This is a genomic window from Vibrio sp. 10N.286.49.E11, assembly GCF_041469505.1.
Lineage (GTDB): Bacteria > Pseudomonadota > Gammaproteobacteria > Enterobacterales > Vibrionaceae > Vibrio > Vibrio crassostreae_C.
In genome coordinates this window covers 99,271-118,840 of record NZ_JBFRKQ010000027.1, presented here as the reverse complement: position 1 = coordinate 118,840, position 19,570 = coordinate 99,271, and the positions used below count along the sequence as shown (strand labels likewise).

Annotated in this window: 19 protein-coding genes; 7 read left to right on the top strand and 12 right to left on the bottom strand. The window is 44.3% G+C overall.

What is annotated here, in order from left to right:
- Positions 1-13: 13 nt before the first annotated feature.
- The 4 genes from AB4167_RS05185 to AB4167_RS05170 all read right to left on the bottom strand — a co-directional run bounded on the left by AB4167_RS05185 (position 14) and on the right by AB4167_RS05170 (position 4,246).
- Positions 14-865 carry an ABC transporter ATP-binding protein gene (locus AB4167_RS05185; RefSeq protein ID WP_017065049.1) on the bottom strand — a complete coding sequence of 284 codons (852 nt, stop codon included), beginning with the start codon at positions 863-865 and terminating at the stop codon, positions 14-16.
- Entirely contained in the window at positions 862-1,620 is a 759-nt protein-coding gene (locus AB4167_RS05180; RefSeq protein WP_102398459.1) for an ATP-binding cassette domain-containing protein, read from the bottom strand. The genes AB4167_RS05185 and AB4167_RS05180 overlap by 4 nt, the downstream gene beginning before the upstream one ends.
- Positions 1,621-1,829: 209 nt before the next feature.
- Positions 1,830-3,167, bottom strand: coding sequence for an MATE family efflux transporter (locus tag AB4167_RS05175; RefSeq protein WP_104216222.1), 1,338 nt, complete (start codon positions 3,165-3,167; stop codon positions 1,830-1,832).
- Positions 3,168-3,376: 209 nt separating this feature from the next.
- Complete coding sequence (locus AB4167_RS05170; protein WP_372136240.1) at positions 3,377-4,246, bottom strand: GyrI-like domain-containing protein; 870 nt, start codon at positions 4,244-4,246, stop codon at positions 3,377-3,379.
- A 115-nt stretch (positions 4,247-4,361) separates the two neighbouring features.
- Here AB4167_RS05170 and AB4167_RS05165 point away from each other — a divergent pair, with 115 nt between their 5' ends.
- The 4 genes from AB4167_RS05165 to AB4167_RS05150 all read left to right on the top strand — a co-directional run bounded on the left by AB4167_RS05165 (position 4,362) and on the right by AB4167_RS05150 (position 7,893).
- Positions 4,362-5,510, top strand: a complete 1,149-nt coding sequence (locus AB4167_RS05165) for a PLP-dependent aminotransferase family protein (protein ID WP_372136239.1) — start codon at positions 4,362-4,364, stop codon at positions 5,508-5,510.
- A 314-nt stretch (positions 5,511-5,824) separates the two neighbouring features.
- Complete coding sequence (locus AB4167_RS05160) at positions 5,825-6,814, top strand: rhodanese-related sulfurtransferase (protein WP_372136238.1); 990 nt, start codon at positions 5,825-5,827, stop codon at positions 6,812-6,814.
- 201 nt (positions 6,815-7,015) lie between these two features.
- Positions 7,016-7,273, top strand: a complete 258-nt coding sequence (locus AB4167_RS05155; protein ID WP_009846137.1) for a YdcH family protein — start codon at positions 7,016-7,018, stop codon at positions 7,271-7,273.
- A 164-nt stretch (positions 7,274-7,437) separates the two neighbouring features.
- Positions 7,438-7,893, top strand: coding sequence for an N-acetyltransferase (locus tag AB4167_RS05150; protein ID WP_136982343.1), 456 nt, complete (start codon positions 7,438-7,440; stop codon positions 7,891-7,893).
- On the opposite strand, the gene manA is transcribed toward AB4167_RS05150, so the two are convergent.
- The 6 genes from manA to AB4167_RS05120 all read right to left on the bottom strand — a co-directional run bounded on the left by manA (position 7,890) and on the right by AB4167_RS05120 (position 15,127).
- The gene (gene manA, locus AB4167_RS05145) at positions 7,890-9,095 is read right to left on the bottom strand and encodes a mannose-6-phosphate isomerase, class I (protein WP_136982300.1); all 1,206 of its coding nucleotides are present in this window, start codon (positions 9,093-9,095) and stop codon (positions 7,890-7,892) included. The two genes, AB4167_RS05150 and manA, sit on opposite strands and share 4 nt — an antisense overlap.
- 291 nt (positions 9,096-9,386) lie before the next feature.
- On the bottom strand, positions 9,387-10,727 hold the full coding sequence (locus AB4167_RS05140; RefSeq protein ID WP_372136237.1) for an MFS transporter: 1,341 nt from the start codon (positions 10,725-10,727) through the stop codon (positions 9,387-9,389).
- An 8-nt stretch (positions 10,728-10,735) separates the two neighbouring features.
- Entirely contained in the window at positions 10,736-12,232 is a 1,497-nt protein-coding gene (gene uhpB / locus AB4167_RS05135) for a signal transduction histidine-protein kinase/phosphatase UhpB (RefSeq protein WP_372136236.1), read from the bottom strand.
- Positions 12,232-12,840 (bottom strand): transcriptional regulator UhpA, encoded by a 609-nt coding sequence (gene uhpA, locus AB4167_RS05130; RefSeq protein WP_372136235.1) that lies wholly within the window; start codon positions 12,838-12,840, stop codon positions 12,232-12,234. Before uhpA ends, uhpB begins: the two co-directional genes overlap by 1 nt.
- A 147-nt stretch (positions 12,841-12,987) precedes the next feature.
- On the bottom strand, positions 12,988-14,382 hold the full coding sequence (uhpT, locus tag AB4167_RS05125; RefSeq protein ID WP_017061544.1) for a hexose-6-phosphate:phosphate antiporter: 1,395 nt from the start codon (positions 14,380-14,382) through the stop codon (positions 12,988-12,990).
- 406 nt (positions 14,383-14,788) lie between these two features.
- Positions 14,789-15,127: a DUF1840 domain-containing protein gene (locus AB4167_RS05120; RefSeq protein ID WP_017061543.1), complete on the bottom strand. Its 339-nt coding sequence runs from the start codon at positions 15,125-15,127 to the stop codon at positions 14,789-14,791.
- Between the two features lie 315 nt (positions 15,128-15,442).
- Here AB4167_RS05120 and AB4167_RS05115 point away from each other — a divergent pair, with 315 nt between their 5' ends.
- Complete coding sequence (locus tag AB4167_RS05115) at positions 15,443-16,633, top strand: GGDEF domain-containing protein (RefSeq protein ID WP_136982342.1); 1,191 nt, start codon at positions 15,443-15,445, stop codon at positions 16,631-16,633.
- Positions 16,634-16,658: 25 nt separating this feature from the next.
- Here AB4167_RS05115 and AB4167_RS05110 read toward each other — a convergent pair whose 3' ends face one another.
- The gene (locus AB4167_RS05110) at positions 16,659-16,943 is read right to left on the bottom strand and encodes a hypothetical protein (RefSeq protein WP_048614058.1); all 285 of its coding nucleotides are present in this window, start codon (positions 16,941-16,943) and stop codon (positions 16,659-16,661) included.
- A 158-nt stretch (positions 16,944-17,101) separates the two neighbouring features.
- On the opposite strand from AB4167_RS05110, the gene AB4167_RS05105 reads away from it, so the two are divergent.
- Entirely contained in the window at positions 17,102-17,974 is an 873-nt protein-coding gene (locus tag AB4167_RS05105; protein ID WP_136982297.1) for a pirin family protein, read from the top strand.
- Positions 17,975-18,182: 208 nt separating this feature from the next.
- Here the strand turns inward: AB4167_RS05105 and AB4167_RS05100 are convergent, their stop codons facing one another.
- Positions 18,183-18,464 (bottom strand): pyrimidine/purine nucleoside phosphorylase, encoded by a 282-nt coding sequence (locus AB4167_RS05100; protein WP_017057600.1) that lies wholly within the window; start codon positions 18,462-18,464, stop codon positions 18,183-18,185.
- A gap of 307 nt (positions 18,465-18,771) precedes the next feature.
- On the opposite strand from AB4167_RS05100, the gene AB4167_RS05095 reads away from it, so the two are divergent.
- A complete protein-coding gene (locus tag AB4167_RS05095; protein ID WP_017065063.1) occupies positions 18,772-19,236 on the top strand; it encodes a DUF2850 domain-containing protein in 465 nt (154 codons plus the stop codon).
- Positions 19,237-19,570: the final 334 nt, after the last annotated feature.

The window sequence follows — 19,570 nt, the reverse complement described above, 5'->3', positions numbered from 1 at the left end:
AATAAGGTTGTGTTTAACAAGTAGATTTCGAAAGAGGCTGAGACTCGATCAGCATCTGAGTCGCAGGATGAGCAGGTTTACTCATCACTTGATCGGTCGGTCCGTGCTCCACCATTTCACCATGGTCGAGTACCAGTATTTCTTCACAAAGGGCTTTTGCGGCACCTAAATCGTGAGTAACCAAAATAAGGCGCATATCGCGCTTCTTTTTTAATGAATTAACCAAGTCCAACAACCTTTGGCGATTCACTGGGTCAAGGCTGGCAGTAGGTTCATCGGCCACCAGCACTGCGGGTCTAACGACAAGAGCCCGAGCAATAGCCACACGTTGAGCTTGACCTGTAGAAAGCTGATTGGGTTTCAGTAAGAGCAAACTGGCAGGCAATCCAACGTCTGAAAGCGCCTCTTCAATGATGGCTTCATGATTACCCGAAACATCTAAGTTACTTAGAGGTTCGGCTAAGATCTGTCGAACGGTATAGTAAGGGTTGAGGCTAGTGTGGGGCTCTTGAGGCACCAATTGAATCAAGCGACACACCGTTGCTTGCGCTTTGCTATCGCGAATTGGGAGCGAATAACCGAACAAGTTTATTTGACCAACGGTTGGCGCTTTAAGGCCAAATAGCAGTTCAATTAACGTTGATTTACCGGCACCAGAACGCCCAACAATTGCTAGGCTTTTGTCTTCAACATTAAGGTCTATGTTCTGTAGCGCTTTGAACGCTTTACCACCCAACCAACTTGGTACGGAGTAGTAGTGAACACTCACATTGTCGAACTTAATCTCTATCGGTGTTTGTGTTTCTGAATCAGTCACTGGCATTAATGGCGAGGCTTCTGAGTTTAGTGATAAGGTCGAGCTCATTCGATTAAGTCTCTCAATGAACAGCAGAAAGCGTGAGAGCTCGACTCAAGTGCATGTTTCGGTGCACCGTAAGCCACCACACCACCATCATCGATGACTAACAGCTTGTCACACGCCAACGCGCTATGCAGGTCATGGGTGATGAGTAAACCACCAATTTGACGCTGTTTAACATTGTGTCGAATCAGCTTAAGTATCTCTTGCTCTGTCACCGGATCTAACGCACTGGTTGGTTCATCGGCGATGATAATATCGGCGTTACTCAGCAAGCCAATCGCAATACACACACGTTGGCGTTGCCCACCCGAAATTTGGCTCGGGTACAACGGCAAGATGGTTTCTGGATTAGGAAAACCAAGTTGATTCAGCAACTCGGTAATTTGAATTTTTTCTCTTGATTTAAGCTTAGTGCGAGTTCCCGTCAAGGCAAGGCAGAGTTGACCTTCTATTGAAACCAGAGGGTTCAAAGCTTGAAGCGCATCTTGGAAGATAACTGCGGGGCGCTGTGTGGCAGTTCTTTGCAACATAGGCAAACCACACACAGCTTCACCAGATAGAGAAATATGACCTTCAACTTCAATCGTCTCTGGCAGAAACCCGGCAATAGCGCGAGAAAGCATCGACTTACCAATGCCTGACGGTCCCATGATCGCCAACAGCTCACCGCGATAAACATCGAAGTGGATATCTTGGAAAAGGGTTCTCGAAGAGGTTTTGATCGTTAGGTGGTCAACAGACAAAAGTGGGGCGTTCACGCAGATACTCACAGATAGATGTTATAACATAACAACATTATCATTTAGCTGAGGCGATGAAAAGCGGACATTGAACTGTATCGCGTTTTACTTACAATTTTATTGACCATTTATAGTGAGTCATTACATACAAAAAAGCGCTCACCAAATTTATCGTATAAAAATAGTAAAGCGCTTTCATAAAATATTACAGGTGGTGATTAGGTTACTTAGTTAATGGCACCATGAGCGGTATCTTCGACTGGGTAACACTTCTGCTTAACTTGTGCGATGAACGGATACAGGAACGCAATACGCCCAAGATAGAACAGAGTAAACGCCAACCACAAACCATGATTACCCCAAATATCGACGGTGAATGCCTGTACCGCTAAAAATACCAACAAAGTCGCGATGCTTGAGTCTCTAACCGGACGTGTGGTTCCCGTTCCGGTAAAAATGCCATAAACCGTTAAGCCAAAGCCAGCCACTAGCGGGAACACAATTAACCACGGAGCCATCTCTTGGTACAGCGTGACCAGCGCTAGAATATCGGTAAACAAGAAAACAATCATATCTTTAAAAATCAAAGTTAAAAGCGTCAGCGCGGCAATGAAACCTGCCGTCCATTGGAAGTTAAGCCTTAAAACACGATCAAGCATTGAAGGGTTCTTCTGTCCTACCGCCTTACCTGCAAACACACTCGATGCGTTGGCAATACCATCAAACATATAGCTGACAATGAAGGTCACCTGCATCAAGATCGCGTTAGCCGCTAGAACATCGGTACCCAGTTTAGAGCCAGTACGCGCCATCATGTTGAAGAACACCAAGATACAAATGGTGCGAAGCAATAGATCGGTATTCGAAGAGATGATTGTCGATAGGTCTTTCTTGGTCATCTTCGAGCCTTGCAAGAACTCAGAGATCGAAATATTGCTGGTCTTCATCACCAAGGTCACACCAATCGCAAAGGTGGTAACTTGTGCAATCAAACTTGCGTAAGCCACACCTGCGACACCCAAATCGAAATAAAGTACAAACACCGCATCCAAGACAATGTTCAACACATTACCAAACACTTGTGTATAAAGAACGTCTTTGGCTTTCGCCTGTCCCATTAACCAACCAATAATGGTGTAGTTAAGCAACACGAAAGGCGCGCCATAAATCAAAATACTGAAGTAGATATGCGCGTGCTCGGCTACATTGGCTTCAGGCTCTATCACCCACATTGCGCCTTGCCAGATGAGTGGTTGTATCAAGATAAAGATCAAACCCACTAAACCAGACAGCACAAACGGACGCATCAAGCTACCCGCCAAATCAGTGCGGTTTCCCTTACCCAGTGCCATCGCACTTTGGCCCGTGGTACTGACACGGAAAAAACCAAACAACCAATACATGGTGTTCATAATGATGGTGCCGATCGCTACGCCACCAATCAATTCAGCAATACCAAGTTGGCCAATAACAGCGGTATCCACAGCACCTAACAGAGGTTGTGTCACCGTTGAGATGATGAAAGGGAAAGCGATTTTCAGATAATCTTTGTGGGTAATGGTCATATTCTATCGAGTGATATTAAGAACTATTTGCAATTAGAATGAAATGCTATCGTTTAATCCGTACGTTGTCATCATTTACTTAGAGTAGATTATCAACAAAGCATCTTTATCTTAGGCCAACTGCATAAAATCGTTAGCTGCTATTGGTTGTGCTAATTTGTCTCAACAAAAGATCAAAGTCTGGTTCAACAAAACAGCACAACCATCGATTAGTAAAAGCTCACGGGAAGGTAGAAATCGAGTTCGAACACTTCATCGGTGTTGAGAAAATGATTCTGATGATAATGCACATACGCGGGAGTCGAGCGCTGTTTGAAACCAGATGTGGGTAGCCACTTTTCTAACACCATACTGATCTGTGGTAGCAGTTCTCCATAGCGGCCATTCAGTCGAAACACCGCATGCAAGCCTCCTGGGATCACCATCTGGTTCACGATACTGCGATACTTAATCGGTTCATCAATCGCGATACACGCGACATAACGACACTGATCCATCTCAACCCAAGCAGGGTTTGAGTGATGCAAACCAAATTGACTTGAAAAATCACGCTGTTCTGAATTCGCCCACGCTTTCAATATCAACCACGCATTGCGAATGGATCGATTATATCCCGTATGTCGAACATAGGCCGCCATCCGTTCAGGCACTTCAATAATCTTAGGTTCAGGTAACACTCGCTGCGCAACATTCAAATAGCCCGCCGCCACTTCGAGATCTTTTAAATAGGGTTTTTCTGCTACTTGTAAATCGTGTTTACGCCATTCTCCGGGCGACATATTAAAGGTCGCTTTAAATGCTCGACTAAACGAAGACACAGAACTAAAGCCACATTTATGGGCGATCTCAACCACAGACGAGCTGGTATCAAACATCAATTGGTTGGCTGCATACTCCATTCGAGTTCGTCGGATGTATTGATGCAACGATTCCCCGACCACACTTTTGAAGGTGCGATGAAAGTGCTGTTCTGAATAGGCCGCTATCTCAGATAACTCTTTGGCAGACAAAGGCTGACTGATGTCTTGGTGAATATGGAACAGGACATCATTGATTCGCGATATGTGTTGACGTGACATCGTTTAAATAGCATAAATGGACATGTTTAAGAGCATAAACGGACACGCTAGTTTTTACAATTGCCGTGTAATATCAAGCGATAGAATAAAAACGATAAACGACGAGACACAACACATGGAAATCGCACAGTCATTACAACAGATTCAATCTTCATACATTCGGGAGATCCTCGCAGCCGCAAGTGACCCAAATGTCATCTCATTGGCCGGTGGTTTACCGGACGAGAAAACATTCCCTATCGATTTAATGAAGCCAACGCTAGAAAACCTAGCGAACATGCCTGAAGTTTTCCAATACGGTTCTACTGCCGGTTACGACCCGTTGCTTGACCACCTAACACAAAGCTACCAATTGCCAGAATCACACACGGCAATGATTTGTACTGGCTCTCAGCAAGGTTTGGATTTGATTGCGCGTGCGTATGTCGACCCAGGTGATGTGGTTGTGATGGAAGCGCCAAGCTACTTAGGTGCAATGCAGGTGTTTGGCCTAGTTCAAGCAAACATTGCGACGGTGTCTCAAACTGAATTTGGCCCGAACCTAGACGAACTGGAAACGTGCTTTGCACAGCAATCACCGAAGATGTTCTATGCCGTGCCTGATTTCCACAACCCAACAGGTGTATGTTGGGCAACAGAAACTCGTCAAAAAGTGGCTGAGCTGTGTATCAAGTACAACGTAGCCTTCATTGAAGATGCGCCATACCGTGAGCTACGTTTCACAGGTACGGAACTGCCATTGGTTTCTTCGTTCTGCCCTGACAACTCTATCGTTCTTCGTTCATTCTCTAAGATTGCATCGCCAGGCTTACGCATTGGCGCGGTAACAGGTAAACGCAGCTACCTTGAGCCACTGATCAAAGTCAAACAAGGCGCGGATTTACACTCAAGTGTACCTATGCAAGCACTGCTTGTTGGTCTTCTAAAACATGAAGACTTCAACGTACACATGGAAAACATTCGCACACTGTACAAGTCTCGTTATGAAGTGTTGTTCTCAGAGCTAAAAAAACAACTGCCTGCAGATTGCGTGTTAAAAGCCGTAGATGGCGGGATGTTCATTTGGGTAGAAATCCCAGAGTGCGATACCTTCGAATTAGCTAAGACTTTGCTATCGAATGGTGTGGCGGTTGTACCAAGCCCAGTATTTTATCCAAAGGCCGATGAAGCAAAAGCCGCACTGCGCTTAAACTTCACTAACGCCAACCCAGAAGAATTAACAGAAGCGGTGAAACGCTTAGCGGAAGTACTTAACCAAGCGTAATCGCTGATTAAGTCAGACAGATTCAATACCAAGGCCCTGATGTATTTTTACAGCAGGGCCTTTTTGGTTTGGGAATACGTGTTGTAATTCGAACCAGATAAAACGGTTTCATTGCATTTCTTAGTCCAAAAGCCACACTAATAACAATGCTAAATAGCCCTACTTTTGGTTGGTTTTTGTCCTTCCTTGGCTTGGTTATACTGCGGCGGATTTTAATAAGCCAATATGGGCAAACCTGAGTAAATCAAACTCAGTATGTATCATAAAAGGCAACCGCTCTGGATTTACGTTCCAGCTCGCAGAAAGGAAAAACCATGTCTCAATATGTTGTATGTGCTCTGTATAAATTCGTAGCACTTGATGATTACCAAGAAATTCGCCAGCCACTCACTGACGTGTTAGAAGCCAACCAAATCCGCGGTACTTTGCTACTTGCGAGCGAAGGCATCAACGGCACTGTTGCAGGTAAGCGCGAATCTATCGACGCCCTTCTTCAATGGTTCAAACAAGATTCTCGCTTGGCTGATGTTGTTTACAAAGAGTCGTTCAACGAAGAACAACCATTCAACCGCACCAAGGTTAAGCTTAAGAAAGAGATCGTAACCATGGGCGTTGAGGGCATCGACCCACGCCACGTTGTCGGCACTTACGTGAAACCAAACGAATGGAACGCATTGATCTCTGATCCTGATGTGATTCTGGTTGATACTCGTAACGACTACGAAGTGGACATCGGCACCTTCAAAAATGCTGTAAACCCAAACACAGAAACCTTCCGTGAATTCCCTCAGTACGTTGAAGACAACCTTGATCCTAAGAAGCACAAGAAAGTTGCGATGTTCTGTACTGGCGGTATTCGTTGCGAAAAATCAACAGCCTACATGAAAGAACAAGGCTTTGATGAGGTTTATCACCTTGAAGGCGGCATTCTTAAGTACCTAGAAGAGGTACCTGAAGAAGAGAGTATGTGGGAAGGCGACTGCTACGTATTTGATGGTCGAGTTGCAGTAAACCACCAGCTAGAAAAGAGCGGTTACGATGTGTGTAACGCGTGTCGCCTGCCAATCACTGACGAAGACAAAGCCTCTAAACACTTCGAGAAAGGCGTAAGCTGCCCTAAGTGTATTAATAAGCACAGCGACGAGCAGAAAGCCCGTTTCCGTGAACGTGAAAAGCAAGTTCAACTGTCGAATGCTCGTGGCGAAACCCACGTAGGCGGCGAAGCTGCTCACCTTATCGAGCAACGCAAAAAAGAGAAGCTTGCACACAAAGAGCAGCAACGCTCTGGTAAGAAAGCAAAGTAAACTTTCTGCTTTAAACTCTTATAGTTCTAAACATATAACTATAAATAGTTAGCTATATACATACAAAAGGGCGCAAGTTCGAGGATAATCCTACGAGTTTACGCCCTTTTTTGATCGCTTTACGGCTTTGTGTTTTGAACCACATTTCTTTCGAAAAATTACTTCTATACTATTAATAATTCGACTAGAGAGGAAGTGCCAATGCTCAATGAAAACCATGCCTTTATCTTAGATTTCCCAGATCTTAAATTAGACATTGTTCAGCTCAACCACGACGACGAAAAATTCAAAGCAGACATGCAGAAATACCACCAACTCGACTACGACATCCGTCAGCTAGAAATCTCTGGCAGCCCTATCGATGACGACAGCATGCACAACCTCAAAGTAGAACGCATGGAGCTCAAAGACTCGCTACACAAACAGCTCACGCGCCATCACGCGCTTAAGATCGTATAGAAAAATCAATCCAAGACTTTATTCTTAGCCATGCATCACGCATGGCTTTTTGGTTTCATCACTTCGCAAATCTAAGCTAATTCGGCTTCTTCAATTATGTTACTGTTTGCTTATTCAAAGGCGTTTGATAAGGAGCGGTAAAAGTGGCAATGAAAGAAGAGAACATACAACTCCAACTCGCTTCAAATTCTGAATTCGATGAACTGTTTGCGTGTGTTAAACAAGGTATCTTCATACACGTAGATAGCGTTTTCGGCTGGGATGACGACTTTCAACGTCAACGACTTTTAAACGAATACCATCCATCTTGGTTTCATTGGGTATATCGCGAAAATAAAAGAGTGGGGCTCGCCTGCTTTAAACCTTATGACAACGCATACCATATTCATTTGCTGATCATTTTCCCCCAGTACCAAGGTCGTTCGCTTGGCAAGCAAGTCATGACTCTCATACATAAAAAAGCTATGGCAGAGCAACTTAGTCAAGTCACTCTATCGAGTTTTAAAAGTAATGCTCGTGCTATTAACTTTTATCAATCGCTTGGCTATCACGTTGTTGATGAAGGAGATGATGATTTTGTGGGGATGGAGCTCAATCTATACCACAAACACCATCTCTAATTAAACGCCCTAGCCACTCGCCCATTACTGCTCAGTACATAATGACCAATATAAGCTGGGATAAATACCGATTGCCCTTTGGTGAGTGTTAGGTGTTCACCTTTCTGACTCATTAACGTTAAATCATCATCTATCGCCATTAAAATTTCAGCACCGCTTGTGATGACTTCTTCTTGCTTTGGGCGATGAAAAATATTGAAATCAAAGTCACTAACTGGGATATCATAGCGATCACATTGACCTAACTTTGAAGGTGCTAACAACAAGCGTTCGAACGGGATTGGTGTAAACTCTGTGCAGGCAACCAACTCAGCGACATCAATGTGTTTTGGCGTTAAGCCAGCTCGCAGCACATTGTCTGAATTGGCCATAATCTCGAGCCCAGTCCCCTTGATGTATGCGTGCGGAGTGTTTGCATTCAAATACATCGCTTCACCCGGCCGTAGTGTGATCAAGTTAAGCAGCAGAACGCAAAACAAACCGATATCATTCGGGTACTGGTGGCTAAGCTCAGTAACCAAAGCAAACTCAGATTGACCTTGGTGAGCGGCTGCGTAAGCCAGAAGTTGCTCTAATGCTCGGTGTTTACGTTGGTCGTCCAGAGTTAATAAATCACGGAAAAACGCCTCTAAACCTAGAGAATCAAGGTGGTTGCCAAACTCTTCAACTAAACCAGCCAGCTCGCTCGAATTCAACTTTCTGAACAACCCTAATATTTCATCGAATTCTCGAAAGCCATTCATTGCTTGATATTCAGTGATCGCGTAAACCAATTCAGGTTTGTGGTTAGAGTCTTTGTAATTACGATGTCCTGCAGTCAGAGGGATTCCTGCTTGCCCCTCTCTTACAAAGCCAACCTCTGCTTGGCGCTTGTTTGGGTGAACCTGAACAGACAACGCTTTTTCTGCTGCCAAGATCTTAAACAAGAACGGCAGCTCACCAAACTCCTGCGCAATATCGCTTGATAGATAGGCCGGTTTATTCTTGTTAATCAGCTCAGAGAGAGGCACCAAGTGCTGTTCAAGCTTAACCATTGAGCAACCTTTTGGATGCGCTCCCATCCAAACTTCCGCTTGCGGCTCTTGTGACTCATTCTGAAAGCCAAACAGTTCACGTATCGAAGAAATGCTCCCCCATGCATAATTTTGGATGGTGTTTTCCATTGGGAAAAATGAGTGTTCTGAGAGGTGGCTGAGTGACATGGCGTTTTCCGTAGTGAGCCCTTTGAACACAATTCAGAGAGCTGATTTCTAATAACGTAAATAATTAGAAAGACTACAGAGCTCGGCTAGAACCCACATGAGATGAGGTCTTAGACGCAATAGGAAAAATTCTTAGAAACAGGTGAGACCGATGAAAAGCGTGAAAAGAGTCACATTTGAATATCACGTATAGAAAGCGCCGAAAATAAGATAGCGGCTTGTATCGCACTGGTTACAGCAGCGATACAAGCATCTGAATACAAACACTAGTGACTATCTTGTTATCGTTCCTTAAAAGCTAGAGCGAGCTTCTGCACTTTTCTGAGGTGATTGAGCTTGTAGGAAAGGCAGTAACAGCAAGCCAATAACGGCCGCACAAGTAGAGATGGTAATGAAGAACCCACTCCAGCCGTAAGCTTCTAGAACGAGCGCTAATGGGTAACCAGAAAGTGCTGCTCCCATATAAGCAAACAAGCCAACAAAACCTGTCGCCGCCCCGGCAGAATCTTTATGTGAACATTCCGCCGCCGCCATACCAATAAGCATTTGAGGGCCAAAAACAAAAAAGCCAACGCAGAATAGCCCAGCCGCTTGAAACACAAAGTTGGTTAAAGGCATGAGCCATAAAGCCGAAACAGAAAGGAATATGCCAATCGCAAACAGGATGTTCATCGGGCCACGGTTACCACCAAACAACCTATCTGATCCCCATCCAGCCACAAGTGAGCCAACAAAGCCACCGATCTCAAACAGAGACAAGGCAGCGTTGGCGTTTATCAAACTGTAATCGTGTTCTTCGGTGAGGTATAAATTGCCCCAGTCGTTAACTGCCGTTCTTACGATGTAAACCAACACATAGCTAAAAGCGAGCAACCAAATGTACTTATTGCTGAACACATAGGTTTTTAGGATTTCTCGATAGCTTAACCCTTGCCCATGGCTCTCTTGCGCTAATTCTAGATGGTCACTGCGCCACTTCCCTACCGTCGGAAGTCCCATGGTGGTGGGCTTATCTCGTAAACGCCAACAGACGATAAGACCAATAAAAACACCAATCACACCCGGCCAGATAAACCCAGCTCGCCAATTGAACTGCAGCGTTAGATAACCCACAAGGATAGGGATAAGCGCCCCACCAACGTTGTGTGCTGTATTCCAGATTGCCCAGCGAAAGCCTCTTTCGGAGCGAGAATACCAAGTCGTCAATAACTTGGAACACGATGGCCAACCCCAACCTTGGAACCATGCATTCAGTACCCATAGCGAGATAAAAGCCGCTAACGAACTCGAAAAGCCAAACGCGATGTTTATCAGACCAGTCGCGATTAGGCCAAGCCCCATGAAGTAACGAGGGTTCGACCGATCCGATATCGTGCCTGAGATAAATTTCGATAAGCCATAAGAAAGATAAAAGAGCGTGCCAATTAAGCCGATATCACCTTTGTCCAAACCAAGATCGGTGATCATTGCAGGCGCAGCGTAATTAAAGGTTTTACGAGTGAAGTAAAAACCAGCATAGCCGACATACATACCTATCATGATATGGAGGCGCCAGTAGCGATAACTCTGATTGACTTCATCATCTGTTAGAGCATGACTGTTTGACGTTGTTGAGCGCAGAAATCCAAACATATTCGTTCTCACACTTTGGGTAATGTAACGCTGATATTGGTACCCGAAGATGAGCCATTAGCGTTGATTGTCATCTTGCCGCCAAGCGCCTGAACACGCTCTTGCATACCACGAACACCCATTCCTTTGAGAAGATCTTGCGCTGTAAAACCAACGCCATTATCTGTGATCCGAAGGTCAGCTTGGTCGCCTAAAATCAGTTCAATTTTAATCTCGCTCGCGTTGGCGTATTTAGAGGCGTTGTTTAGAGATTCTTGGCACAGCCTGAAGATAGTGACCTTAAGCGTGTCACTCAAACACGAGTAATCACCTTGCCAATTTAACTGGATATCAACGCCGTGATCCGAAAACTCCATCTCTCGAATTAGCTGTTCCACGGAATCTTTTAGGTCCAGATCGTCCAACATCTTAGGTCTTAGTTTTGTAAGTAGACGTTTGGTGGTGTCATAAACATTCAAAGATAATGACTCAATGGTACCCGCACAGCGAACGCTCATCTCAGCGGCATCGACGCGTTTAATAATGCTCGCCTGAGTTCGAATTGCCGTGATGTTCTGGCCAATTTCATCATGCAGTTCACGCGCAATATCACGACGAACCGACTCTTCAGCGGTCACTAACTGACGTGAAAGGTTTTGATTTCTAGAGAGTTCACTTCGCAATTTGGAGTTGAGATCTTTCTGCTTTTGAACCGCTAAACCAAGCAATATACCTGTGATGGTTTGAGCAGATAGAGACAAGAGCAAGTCGGTAATTTCGAGTTTGGATGTTCCGCTGTGAGCAGCAATCAACGCGACACTATTTAGCATTGTTGCAAGCAGAGCGCCTTGCCATCCGTAACGAACGGCGAGCAAGATAATAGGGATCGCCATACAGAACGGGGCAAAGCGCCTTAGCTCATCAGGCAAACTGGTTTGTATCAAAATACTGGCGACCAACAACACGCTATATAAAGCAATATGACGGATTTTGAACTCAACGACATTATTGATTAAGTAAGAGCTCAATGGTGCCCACTTGTTTTGGAATAGGTAGTTCCAGACTAGATAACACATCGGCACCAGCATCAGTCCGCCAGTGATACTCACCAGCCACACCATGTAAACAGCCGGAACATGAGAACCCACCACGGCAACATTAATAAATGCTGTGACCATGATTAAGCTCGCCATCACTAACAAGTGACGATTCTGGTCACCAGAATAATAACGCTTGGCAATTAGCATGGCAGGAATACTCAATCCACTGGCGATGAGTATCGTCAGCCATTGAGGTTCATCAAGTAGCAGAGCTAAAGCGATCGCAAGCCCCCACTCGGCAATATAGATAGCAGGCCAATAGTGAGTGCGAGTGTGCAGCGTCATTCCCAATCGAAGTGAAAACGGGAAAAGCAGAATGGCTAACTCAGGGTCATTAATAAAATAGAAGGCAATAACCCACAAACAGAACCATGCACAACCAGCCATAAAAACCCCACACAGGGAGGTGGCTAGGTAAGAACGCATTAATACTGGTCTTGTGTAAACAGTTTCGCTAACTCGACGTTGTTCTTAACATTGAGTTTGTCCATAGCATTGGCACGGTGTACATGCACCGTTTTATGGCTAACCCCTAGCTCTACGGCAATAGATTTTACATCGAGCCCTGTCGCCAATAACTGACACACTTCGCTTTCTCTGCGGGTGAGCTGATTTAAAGAGGCTTTATTCTTCATGGGCGTCGCAAGCTTTATGGCGATATCGGGCGTGAGATAACAGCCACCATTTGCGCTCGTGTGTACGGCTTGGATTAACTCATCAGGGCTACAGCGCTTGCTGAGATAACCTTTGGCTCCTAACTCTAATGACTTCTCAACCATCGCCGGAGAGTCATGTACGCTCAGCATGATACTGGCAATGCCTGATGGAATCTCTTCCAATAAGCTCAGGCCACTTTCGTCTTGCATTGAGATATCTAAGATCACGACATCAGGGTGACAACTTGGCAATCCTAGGCGCGCTTCTGCCGCAGAGTTGAATTCCCCCACGACCGTAATATCAGCTTCAAGACTGAGTAATTGAGCAAAGCCAGATCGAACAATGACGTGGTCATCAACAAACGCAACATTAATCATGATATTAACCAAAATTAAGAGTAAGAAAGAAAAATAGCCCCAACAGGAGCTATCTAAAATTAAGTTTATTAATAGAGATGATACTGAATCGAACTAACGATTGGTATGATCTCACGTGCTTTAAACCAATAAAGCACGTGAGACTCGCTACGCGTTTTGAGACGCTAAGTGTATTTTCTTAGCGTGGCGAATCTTCTTCTCTTCCGCAACCGCAACGAATAGCAGTAACACGATACAAATGGCAGCTGACGTATCAAGCGCTGCGAACGTGCCTTTCCAACCCGTTAAGCCAAAAATAGGTGTGCCGTCTGCAATCATACCTAGGCCAAGTTTGGCAAAGCTGTCACCAATTAAGTAAGCAAATGTACCTTTCACGCCATCCGCAACGCTGATTGCTTTCTTAGGCACGAAACCTACTGCAGCAACACCAATCAGCAACTGAGGACCAAATACTAGGAAACCAAGCACAAACAGTGATGCTAGGTACATGAACTCACTGGTTGCATGCTGGTAGAACTCTAGCGAAACGATAATCAGGCCAAGCGATACACAAGCAACCAAAGCACGGCGTCCGTTCGCAAGGTCTGACAGATAACCCCACATTAACGTACCGACCAGTGCACCAACCTCAAACAGAGTGAAGCCTGAAATCGCGGTTTCTTTTGATAGACCTAGCTCTTGATACGCATAAACGGTAGACCATTGATCGATACCGATACGAACAATGTATAAGAAGATATTCGCGAAGCAGAGCAACCAGATCACTTTGTTTTTCAGGATGTATTCAACAAAGATCTCTTTCTTAGTCATTTGATTTTCTTCAGCAGCCGTATCTTCTTCGCTGACTTCTTCATCAAACAACTCTTCAACCGTACCTAGACCATAGGCTTCTGGAGAGTCATTACCAAAGCGCATACCAATAAAGCCAACCACAATCGCAATGATTGATGGGAACACGAACATACCGATCACGTTGCCATCAAATAGGTAGTTAGCTCCAAACAGAGCAACACCAGCGGCACCTGCGCCACCCACGTTGTGCGACATATTCCAAAGGCCTAAATAAGAACCACGCTTGTTACGAGGCGTCCATTTAGTGATGGTCGAGTAGCTTGAAGGACCGCCGGTACTTTGGAAGAAACCACTCAACGCATAGAAGGCAACCATCAAGAATAAGCTAGCACTGCCACCGCCCATACTGAAGCTGAAGCCCAACATAGCGATACCAGAAAGGACAAGCATGAATGGCAGGAACTGCTTGGTGTTTTTACCATCGGCATAATAGGAAACGACGGTTTTACCGATACCGTAAGTGATAGAGAAACCCAGACCGATAAGACCTAGATCCGTCATCGATAATCCATAAGTAGAAATCATGTCGTTTTGCGCGACATTGAAGTTCTTACGGATCAAATACATGGTTAGATAACCAATGAACACGACGAGGTAAGATTGTAGGAATGGTTTAAACCACATTTTTCTTCTAGTTTCGACCGGAAGATCCAGCGTCGGTTTTCGAACCTGATCTAGGAACTTTAACATTGTGAACTCTCTTATTTTTTGTGAGGTCTGCACGGCATAATTGCGGCCATACATTGTTTGTTAGTTGACCGTGAAATAATAAGGAGTCTAAAAATCGACCGCATGAGAGAGGGTCTTAGAATAACTAGGAAAAATTCTTAGTTCAGAATTGGGAGTCAAGAAAGCGTGAACAGCATCACTTTGTTTACGGTCTGTTATGGATTGATATTACGATAACAAAAGTCACTCATTTCAGGGCTGACGAACCTTGTAAATAAACAGAAACGAGTGGATTACTTCACTAAAAAAACACCAGTATCGGTTCATCACCATAAAACTCCATGGTCATGGTGTGTCCGATACTGGTTCAGCATTCATTCTGATTAAAATAGATTCAATAGGCTTGTTACGTTTCGCGTGAATCGTACTACAGTCGCTTGCCGCTACCGTCTTCCCACATTACTTCACATTCATCTTTGATGGCAGCTTTTAATAATTCAACCAGTGGGAACGCTCGACTACCGATATTAACAGGCGCTTCAACCACCTCTTCTTCATTGTCGTCATCAGTATTTTCATGCTCTACGGACTTGCTCTGCTCTGCTGCAATAGCTGCACGTAGATTATCCAGAGCTTGAGGAACCTCTGAAGCATCCATAGCACCTGGGATGGAGCCGCTATGCCCAAGCATCTTGATGAACTGGAGGCCGACTTCACCAAACATCGTGACACTAGCATGAGCTTTACAACTAAAGGTAATTAACATAATGAGCCTTTCTTAATTTTGGTCGTTTACAAACTATGTGGAGTAACTCTCTGGAAAACAAGTAGATAAACATCAAACAACGGTTACAAGTTTGATGCTTAAATCTAATCTTCTAGAGATGACCAGCACCATCGGTGATATACATCACTATTTGGAATTGATTGAACAGCCTTTCATATGAAACCTTGATAGTAGTCACACTAAATAGACATCTAAGCCTCTGCATAGCTTGTTATTTAATCTACTATTAACACCATTATCAAAAACTTTGGCACAGATCACATGAAAAGGCTCGTCGGCAGGCACCTAGAAGAAATGGCGGACATACGATCCACCCGCAAGCAAAAAATTGTCCACTCCTTTTCACTGACTGCCGCTGCGTTATTCATTTTCTACACTTGGGCTTACTTCCAAGGCCAACATTACACACTGTCGGTTTTCGAATTGTGTTTTGCACTGATCGCTATCTCCAATGCATTTTACGTAAGAAAAGTCATTAACCCTGAATATTCCGAATTGATCCTGAGCGGTGTTTTACTGGTTCAAGGGGTCATCCTATTTTTGTACAGTCACGCCATTCCTGACCGAATTCTTTGGCTCTACCCTATTCTGGCGGCGGTGATTTTTATCAATGACTTCAGAATTGGAATCATCTTTAGCACCTCATTTTGTTTGTTTATCAGCACCTTGATTACGGCAATGCCCAATAACTTTTCTCTGCCATTTAACAGCACACATCGGTTTATTCTTAGCCTGTTTACTATGAGCTTGGTGTGTCACACATCCGCTTATTACTACACAAAAGCCGTCAGTTATATCCAACGCCTTTATAAAGAAGGCATTGAAGATCTCGCTTACAGAGATCAGTTAACCGGCTTGGCAAACCGTTGGAGCTTTGAACGCTGGGCGACAGAAAAACTAGCCACCGTGGATAGTGAGCGATCACTTACGGCATTGGTCTTTTTGGATATAGATGACTTTAAAGGCATTAACGACAGCTACGGGCACGATGTGGGAGACAGTGTCTTACAGCATTTTGCCAATCGCTTGAGCAACAACATTCGAACCAGAGACAGAAAAAGCCATGAATACGATTATTCCATCGCGCGCTTTGCTGGAGACGAGTTTGTTCTGATGCTCTACGATGTGCCAACTCGTAAAGATCTAGACGGCATTCTAGATAGGATCTGCGGGCTGTTCGAAAGCGGCTGCCAAACAAACGAGAGAATCAAGGAATTGACGTTAAGTGTTGGGGTTGCTTTGTATCCGCAAGATGCCCAAGAATTACATGAGCTGACGAGATGTGCTGATAAAGCGATGTATGTTGCCAAGCATTCAGGGAAAAACCGATACGCTTATTATCACGACAACCCAGTATCAACCTTGATAGAAGAACTACCGATGAATCTAACCTGCTCAGGGTCAGATTCTTCTGAACTTGAAGATTGTCTTGAAGCAAAGGTCGAAGGGAACAATGTTACGCTATTAAAAACCCGTCAACGCTAGCCAGCCCTATAACTTAGCGGCGCTGCTAACCTGCAAGGTACATAAGCCAAAGGCTCACTAACCCGATCATAATAATCCATATGACTTGCCGTGTTCGGTTTGGGTTATTACCTTTAGGTCGCCTCACCACTGTTTTAAAAGCAGCTTGCTTAGCCGACTGAATAAACGGTGCTTCAATCTCACGTTTTTTGACGCGGCGTTTAACCGCGCTGTTTGCAACTTCTGTAAAACGCTGACTTTGCTCCGTTGTAAAGTCGTTATCAAAACCCATCCGACCATGCCTTTCGCCATGTTTTTGCTGAACTGCCATAGCGGCCTCCTTGGCGGTCTACTCTCTATTCAAGTATAGACATAATTTCATATTGTTACCTGTTCAAGATTTTCGAATAAGTCACTCAACGCTGTGCCATCTTCTTTTTCAATCAAATTACATAAACTACAGCTATTCAAGTATATGAGGGTTTCAAAATGACGAATGTAAGAGCAGTAGATCATGTGATTGCAGCGCATGCCACCTCAGACGGTGATGGTGTCAAAATCCAACGACTCACGGGTTTTAATAACACGTGCTTCTCTCCATTTTTGATGATTGATGAACTTAAATCGGATGAAAGCAAAGACTATGTTGGCGGCTTTCCTCCACACCCTCACCGTGGGATAGAAACGCTCACTTACATGCTCCAAGGTCACTTCCAACACAAAGACCATATGGGGAATGTTGGAGAACTGCGCAGCGGTGGCGCGCAGTGGATGGCTGCAGGTCGTGGTGTCATTCACAGTGAAATGCCAATGATGGAAGAAGGCGCGCTGCATGGTTTCCAGATTTGGATAAACCAACCTGCGACACACAAAATGCAGCCGGCGCAATATCACGACTTCCAAAGTGAAAGCATCGTGGAACATCAAAGTGAACAAAGTGGTTTGTTAAGAATGATTGCCGGAGGGTTTGAGCTGCACAACCAAACCGACGATGATTCAGAGGCTTTACGAGCTCAAGGCCCATTACAGAAAACAGGTGTGCCATTAAGCGTTGCGGATTGGCGCTCTCATTCTGGGCAAAAAGTCACGTTAGGGACTAATGTTAATCACAATGCCATGACTTACGTGTACCGAGGCAGTATTAAGATCGGCGACAAAGTCATCAACCAAGGTCAACTTGCCCAACTCACCAAAGCTGACTTGCTGTCTTTGGGTAGCTTAGAAGATTCAGGGGTACTGATTTTTTCTGGTGAACCGATTAATGAACCTGTTGTGCACTATGGTCCGTTTGTAATGAACTCGATGGAAGAGATTGAACAAACAATTCAAGACTACAACAACGGTGTGTTTGAGACTTACTGATGTCTTGGCTTTGAGTTGAGCTTTGAAGATTGAAGATTGAAGATACTTTGCAACGAACAACGATTTGGTCATCCATTTGATGACTACAAAAACAAGTGACACTATCCACTGCCGGTTACTATCACTTATTTAACCACGCTCCTAGAGCGTGGTTTTTTTCTATTAAATCAGAGACAAACGATGCCTGATTGAACAAATTTAGACCTGATTACAAGTACTCACATAGGTAAGCAGTCGCTTCTTTTACCTGTAGGTCGAATGAAGAGTCACCCGCAACGTCAAAAGACTCACCAGATTGGTATGTCGTCCAGTCATCATCACCAACACGCTTTACAATCAAAGCACCTTTAACAACGGTCATCTTTTCTGGAGCCGCAGTACCGAACGTGTACTCACCAGCCGCCATTACACCAACACTCACATCAGCACCAGACTGGTTAAACGCTAACGACTTAACGCCACCTTCAAAGTATGTGTTTTCTTTAATCATTGTACTTCCTTGTTATCTTCAAATTGCAATTATTGAGCTCACCGAGTAAGCCTATGCGTAAATTTAGGTGATAATTGTTTTAACCAATTCGAGACTTTCCTACAAGAAATAAATACGCATAGCTTAAGCATTTCTGGAGTTCGCTTTCATTGATAGCGTAAATACTGAGGAGCAAGGCTAAAAACCACTAACGCAACCACATTTATTAGAACATTCGATCCTGCTTCTAACTCTTAGAACAATTTTTGCAAACTAAGGTTTTAATTAATAGAATCTAAAACAATATCAGTCGAAAAATGAAGAGATAATGGCAAAAAAGCCGACTAAAAGCAGAGATCTATTTGCCAACTCGTTACTCTACGGCTTCCTATTAGCTGGCTTTATGGTTGCCCTCACCGCCGGCTATTTTGCTTACCAAGCCCACCAGCAATCTGTCAGCCCAAGCAACGTCTATGGCACATGGATAGAGATTGCGGCGCCACCTTACAACACCGACATCCTGACACTTTCAGAAAACGGTGTGATGATGAATCATCGTCTTATCACTACCTCATTCGATTTTGACGGGAAGATCGTCACGATCAACACTGGCTCTGGAACCACCGTTTACACCATCAGTGGTACTTACGATTCGCCTCGCTTAAAGCGATTAGAGCCAAGCGTACCATCTCAGCAATTTATTAAAGAAGGCTACGAAGATACTGCGACTGGTGATACCCATAGTGTCATGCAACAACGACGCGCTTCCTTAGCTGAGCAATTCAAAAGATAACCCTCTTATCCATACTGCCATAAGCATTCGTCTTCAAGTTTACCCGTCGATCGACCCCGCTCGCTCAACATACTTCACTTTGTGATTCAGCTTCAATCCACAGTATTTTCTTATAGTTTGTCGCACCTTTTCATAACTTCATGTCGTGAATTTTCACTTGTGAGGTTTTCCTACTGAAGGATGTTTTATTTTATAAAACATGGACTCAGCCTCTCATTCATTAAGCAACAGAATTGTAACAAGATACAATTTTTTAGTTGTCCATCGAAAACGGATTTATTTTCAGTTATGAAATTAAAACTCCCTCGAATACTGACTGGGAAGCTCCTTCAAA